Genomic DNA, 4988 nt, shown 5'->3' with positions numbered 1-4988 from the left:
GGGCCGGGAGAGGCGGAAGCACGCAGCGCCATGCCGCCCGGCGACATGTTCAGCACCTGACAAGGGGAATTCCCGCTTGTCCTCGGTCATGATGCGTCCGTTGAGGGAGACCACCACCCGCTTATAGCGGCGGCGATCCGGCACGATCTTGGGGCGGTCGCCCTGCCGTTCTCCACGGAGTCGAACCCCTGGAAGCGCGGCGTCCGTCATGTTCGAGATAGTCATGCCTCTGCCCTGGCTCTCAGTCCTGCTGTCGGACGCCACTGAGCAAGTGTTCATTACGCTTAGTTGGGGAGCCTTAAGGAACGGCTAAGCGACGCGCCAAATGAGGCGGTAAGCGTGGCAATACGCGCAGGATAGATGCCCCCGCTAATCGGAGCGGGACAGGCCGCCTTCGACCACGCGAAACTGTCTTCGGACGACGCGGACGACCTCGGCGCCGTCATTGCCCATGAAGGCGGGAACCCCGTCCGGCCAATGCAGATGGAGTTCGGTCGCCTCGAACGAGGTTAGCGGCTCGGCGCCGAGCCAGAAGGGCGGCTCGATTGCGGTGATCGAACCGAGGATCCGGTTGATCGAAGAGCCCGTATGAATCAGGGGCATCAACGTGAACTCGAAGGCCACTTGGCGGTTCGTTTCCGTCCGGGCGAGAAAAAGGCCGTGACCCACCGCGCCGTCATTGATGATATTGCGGACCAGGGAGCCGATGGCATCCCGGTCGTGGACCGGCCAGAGGCTCAAGAAGTCGACGCCGCGCAGCTCGCGGCCGAATTGCTGGCAGACTCTTGTGCCGGCCAAGCGGAAGCGGAAGGCGAGCAGGCCCGTGCATTCGGCGATGAACGTCTCGCGTAGGAGTCCCGCGATCTTCGCCGGCTCGATCTCGAACCGGCGCGGGGCAATCCGCCCATTGCGTATCGTGTCCCAATACGCGTAAAGCTGCCTACTCGTTGGCTGCTGCATAGTCCACCCGACGCAAAACGTTTCCTCATCCGCCCGCTCAGGTGCTGGCCAAGCCGGACTTGTTCCGGGTTGGCACAGGTGAACGGACATACTCACGGTTTGTTAAGCAGGGAGTATGCCAGCGCGCCGCGGACGGGCTGTCGTGCGGAGGCTCGGCGGCCGTTAAGGTTGCTGCGGGTGATGAATACGTTGGTTTCCGGTGGATCCTTGAATGGCGGAAAGCGAACCTATCCTTAACGTACCGCGTGCCGTGGTGTGGGCGGCCGCGGTCATGATCGTGATCCAGGTGGTGAGAGGCCTACTGCCGGACGAGATCGACATCACGGTTCTCCTGTCTTTGGCCTTCATTCCCGCCCGTTACAGCGGGGCGGCGGCCGAACTGCCCGGCGGCTATCTCACCGCGGTCACCTCATTCGTGACCTACATGGTGGTGCATGGCGGCTGGATGCATCTCCTGGTCAACGTGTTGTGGATGCTCGCCTTCGGGACGGCCGTGGCCCGGCGGATCGGCACGCGCGGCTCTACGAATTTTCGATCCTGTGCGGAATTGCCGGCGCGCTGACCCACCTTGTCTTCATTGGGGCGAAATGGCCCCGTGGTCGGGGGCATCGGGCGGCTTCAGGACAGATGGCCGGCGCGCTGCGGTTCATTTTCTTCGCCCGTCGGGAACCGGGCGAAGGGCCCCAGATTTTTCGCGCGCCCCCCTGGCCGATCTCAGCACGACCCTGCGCGATCACCGGATCGTCGGATTTCTCATATTTTGGCTGGTGCTGAACGCCTATTTCGGCCTGACCTCGGTCTCCTTTGCCGGGGCGAGCGACGGGATTGCCTGGGAAGCCCATATCGGGGGCTTCCTCTGCGGTCTGTTGACGTTCGGGCTTTTCGATCGTTCCTCCGTGTCCGAAAACGCTTCGCAACTGCGGTAAGCATCCGGAATTGGTGTTTGATTCGCCCCAAGCTTGCGCACCGTTTCACTCCGGGACATGATGTCGCAGCAAACGGGACTGAAGTTCCCGGGCTGGAGGAAACCCCAATGAATGTCGCAGCAATCCTAAAACTGAAGGGCAGGGAGGTCGTCACAGCCTCACCGGACATGTCCCTGCTAGAGATTGCCCAGCTCCTCGGTCAGCACAAGATCGGCTGCATCGTGATCGCCGAGGACGACGGCAAGGTAACCGGTATCGTCTCGGAGCGGGACATCGTGCGCGAGATTGCCCGCGCCGGCGCTTCGGTCCTTGGGGAGCCGGTCGAGGAATGCATGACCAAAGCGGTGGTCAGTTGCCGGGAATCCGACACGATGGATCAACTGATGGGCGAGATGACCGCGCATCGGTTCCGCCACATGCCGGTCGTGGATCGTGGCCGTCTCGTGGGGCTCGTGTCTATCGGTGACGTGGTGCGGATGCGGATCGCCGAGGCCGAAATGGAGGCGGCAGCCATGCGCGAGTACATCGCCACGGGCTGAGCGTCCTCGATCTTCTATGGCTGATTTGTGCGGCGCTCCCGCTCAGGCGGCGAGCGCCCGCACGGCCATCCTGATCTCGTCGAGCTGGGACTCTGCCGCCTTGGCGCCGAGAGCGATCGCCTCCTCGGCGCGATGGAAATCGAACAGGCCGATGCTGCCGGTCCTTGGGCCGATGCTGATGTCGGGTGGTCGCCGGCAAGACGCGAGCGGGCGATGCGGTCTTGGGTGATGTTGATCGCATCCATCATCACGGCCGACATGCCCGGAGCGCCGTTGCTGCGCCCGAAGATTTGCCGGTGGAGGAGATGCACTGCGCCACGGCCATTGCCGGGAAGCATCTGGTCGTCGACATGTGCTGGCTCGGCGAGAGCCTCCTGATCGTGGATTACGCCGCCTTTGCCGAAGAGATCGCAGTTGAGATTGACGGCGATGACGATGCGCGCGCCAAGTGCACGGCACACGGAGACCGGGATTGGATTGACGAGCGCGCCATCGATCAGCCAGCGGCCGTTGATCTGCACCGGACGGAAGATCCCCGGCAGCGCGAAGGACGCCTTGAGTGCGGTCACCAGGTCGCCTTTGTTCAGCCAGACCTCGTGACCGGTCCCGAGTTCGGTGGCGACGGCCACGAAGCGCGGGCTGAGTTCCTCGATGGCAACGTTCTTGAGGTGGTTCTCGAGCCGGCTTGAGAGGCGTTGCCCGGTGATGAGGCCCGAGCCCGCGAAATTGAAATCGAGAAAGCCGAAGATGCGCCGGCGGGTGAGGGTCGTGGCGAACTCTTGCAGCCCATCGAGCTTGCCGGTGACATAGCAAGCGCCGGCCACGGCGCCGATCGAGGTGCCGGCAACGATGTCCGGCTCGAGGCCGGCGGCAATCAGGCTGCGCAGCACTCCAATGTGCGCCCAGCCGCGCGCGGCCCCTCCGCCAAGTGCCAAACCGATCGTCGGTCTTGCCATCTACAACGCCTCACACAGGACATATGGCCCTGCATCGCCAATCCACAAGCGCCCCCACCCCTGGACCAGAGGCCCGGCGGGCCGCGAGCATTGTTCAATTAGATCAGTACTATGAACTCTTTAAGGTTCCCTTTGCGGCGGACTCGTGGCCGTAGACGGCCTCCGGGTCGAAGCGGCGTGTGGCATTTGCTGGCATGAGCTTCTGTCCGGCCGCCTTGCCGAAGGGGACGCTGCGATAGAAACAGGAGACGCGGCCCGTGTGGCAACAGGCGCCCGTGCCCGTCATCGTCACCGTGATCCAGAGCACGTCCTGATCGCAGTCGGTGCGCATCTCCACGATGCGCTGGGCATTGCCGCTGGTCTCCCCTTTGCGCCACAGAGTATCGCGAGACCGTGACCAGTAATGCGCTTCTCCCGTCTCAAGGGAGCGCGCGAGCGCTTCTTCGTTCATATAGGCGAACATCAGCACCTCGCCGGTCTCGGCGGAGGTGACGATGACGGGGAGCAGCCCGTGCGCGTCGAAGGCTGGCGCGAAGACGTCGCCTTCCTCGCGTTCGGTCTTGTCCTCGATCCTGGGGAAGAGGTCGGCCTTGGTCACCGCGATTAAATTCCTTCGCGGCCGAGGCGGGTTTTACGAACGGCCGCGCTCGGTCGCCAGCTGCATGAAGCGCGCCTGCTGCGCCGGGTCCTCTTTGAAGATGCCGGTGAACTGCGTGGTGATGGTGGCCACGTCGGGCTTTCTCACACCGCGGATCGACATGCACTGATGGACCGCCTCGATCATCACCGCCACGCCCTTGGGCTTGAGCACCCGGTCGATGGTCTCGGCGATCTGAGCAGTCATGGTCTCTTGGGTTTGCAGACGGCGTGCGAACACCTCGACGACGCGGGCGAGCTTGGAGAGCCCCACCACCCGGTCCGTCGGAAAGTAGGCGATATGCGCCTTCCCGATGAAGGGAATCATGTGGTGCTCGCAATGGGAATGGAGCTCGATATCGCGGAGCATGACGATGTCGTCATAGCCGGCCACTTCGTCGAAGGTCCGCGACAGCACCTCGAAAGGATCTTCGCTGTAGCCGGCGAAAAACTCGTCATAGGCGGACGTCACGCGGCGCGGCGTGTCGCGCAAGCCTTCGCGCTGAGGGTCGTCCCCCGCATAGGCAATGAGCGTACGCACGGCCTCCTCGGCCTTCTCCCGTGAGGGGCGCGTAATCTGTGGGCCGCGGCCGATCTCAATGCCCGCGTAAAGCTGTCTGGCTGGCCGATCCTTCGCTGTGGCGTCCATAACTTGAGCGTTCCTTTATTTGGCTAAACACTTGAGCCGCATTCTTTTAAGCCCGACATTCATGGCGCAGGCGCGGCAAGGGGAGCCCGTAGCCTCTGAGCCTCGGCTGCATATATAATGCGCGAATTCCGCCTGCAAGGCGAGCCCGGCCAACCAAGGATAGGAAATGACCCGGCCCGAGGATATTTATAGCCAGCAACTGCTCGAGCTTGCGGCTTCCATGCCGCGCACGCGGCGGTTGAGCGAGCCCCAAGCGACCGCGAAAGCGCATTCGAAACTCTGCGGCAGCCAGGTGGAGATCGACCTCGTGATGGAGGGGGAC

General features: G+C 63.3%; 7 protein-coding genes and 1 pseudogene. 3 read left to right on the top strand and 5 right to left on the bottom strand.

Annotated elements, in window-relative coordinates:
* Positions 1-225, bottom strand: a pseudogene (locus AUC71_RS19190) (hypothetical protein); the annotation flags it as partial.
* A gap of 144 nt (positions 226-369) precedes the next feature.
* The gene (locus AUC71_RS05030) at positions 370-960 is read right to left on the bottom strand and encodes a PAS domain-containing protein (protein WP_069623380.1); all 591 of its coding nucleotides are present in this window, start codon (positions 958-960) and stop codon (positions 370-372) included.
* 211 nt (positions 961-1171) lie between these two features.
* On the opposite strand from AUC71_RS05030, the gene AUC71_RS17400 reads away from it, so the two are divergent.
* The 3 genes from AUC71_RS17400 (at position 1172) to AUC71_RS05020 (ending at position 2425) form a co-directional block, all read left to right on the top strand.
* Positions 1172-1522, top strand: a complete 351-nt coding sequence (locus tag AUC71_RS17400; protein WP_083238099.1) for a rhomboid family intramembrane serine protease — start codon at positions 1172-1174, stop codon at positions 1520-1522.
* A gap of 205 nt (positions 1523-1727) precedes the next feature.
* Positions 1728-1886, top strand: coding sequence for a hypothetical protein (locus tag AUC71_RS22580; protein WP_158007698.1), 159 nt, complete (start codon positions 1728-1730; stop codon positions 1884-1886).
* Positions 1887-1993: 107 nt separating this feature from the next.
* The gene (locus AUC71_RS05020) at positions 1994-2425 is read left to right on the top strand and encodes a CBS domain-containing protein (RefSeq protein WP_069623379.1); all 432 of its coding nucleotides are present in this window, start codon (positions 1994-1996) and stop codon (positions 2423-2425) included.
* 14 nt (positions 2426-2439) lie between these two features.
* On the opposite strand, the gene AUC71_RS05015 is transcribed toward AUC71_RS05020, so the two are convergent.
* From AUC71_RS05015 to folE, 3 genes are all read right to left on the bottom strand, one after another.
* Complete coding sequence (locus tag AUC71_RS05015) at positions 2440-3315, bottom strand: patatin-like phospholipase family protein (RefSeq protein WP_069623378.1); 876 nt, start codon at positions 3313-3315, stop codon at positions 2440-2442.
* Between the two features lie 175 nt (positions 3316-3490).
* A complete protein-coding gene (gene hisI / locus AUC71_RS05010) occupies positions 3491-3979 on the bottom strand; it encodes a phosphoribosyl-AMP cyclohydrolase (protein WP_244500811.1) in 489 nt (162 codons plus the stop codon).
* 33 nt (positions 3980-4012) lie between these two features.
* On the bottom strand, positions 4013-4666 hold the full coding sequence (folE, locus tag AUC71_RS05005) for a GTP cyclohydrolase I FolE (protein WP_069623377.1): 654 nt from the start codon (positions 4664-4666) through the stop codon (positions 4013-4015).
* Positions 4667-4988: the final 322 nt, after the last annotated feature.

The sequence above is a fragment of the Methyloceanibacter marginalis genome (genome assembly GCF_001723295.1).
Classification (GTDB): Bacteria; Pseudomonadota; Alphaproteobacteria; order Rhizobiales; family Methyloligellaceae; genus Methyloceanibacter; species Methyloceanibacter marginalis.
The sequence above is the reverse complement of the archived record's forward strand: the minus strand, read 5'-3'. Positions and strand labels throughout refer to the sequence as shown.

Excerpts from the sequence above, each read along its gene's own strand:
- AUC71_RS05030 (WP_069623380.1), bottom strand. The coding sequence starts at position 960 with ATGCAGCAGCCAACGAGTAGGCAGCTTTACGCGTATTGGGACACGATA.
- AUC71_RS17400 (WP_083238099.1), top strand. The coding sequence starts at position 1,172 with ATGGCGGAAAGCGAACCTATCCTTAACGTACCGCGTGCCGTGGTGTGG.
- folE (WP_069623377.1), bottom strand. The coding sequence starts at position 4,666 with ATGGACGCCACAGCGAAGGATCGGCCAGCCAGACAGCTTTACGCGGGC.
- AUC71_RS05020 (WP_069623379.1), top strand. The coding sequence starts at position 1,994 with ATGAATGTCGCAGCAATCCTAAAACTGAAGGGCAGGGAGGTCGTCACA.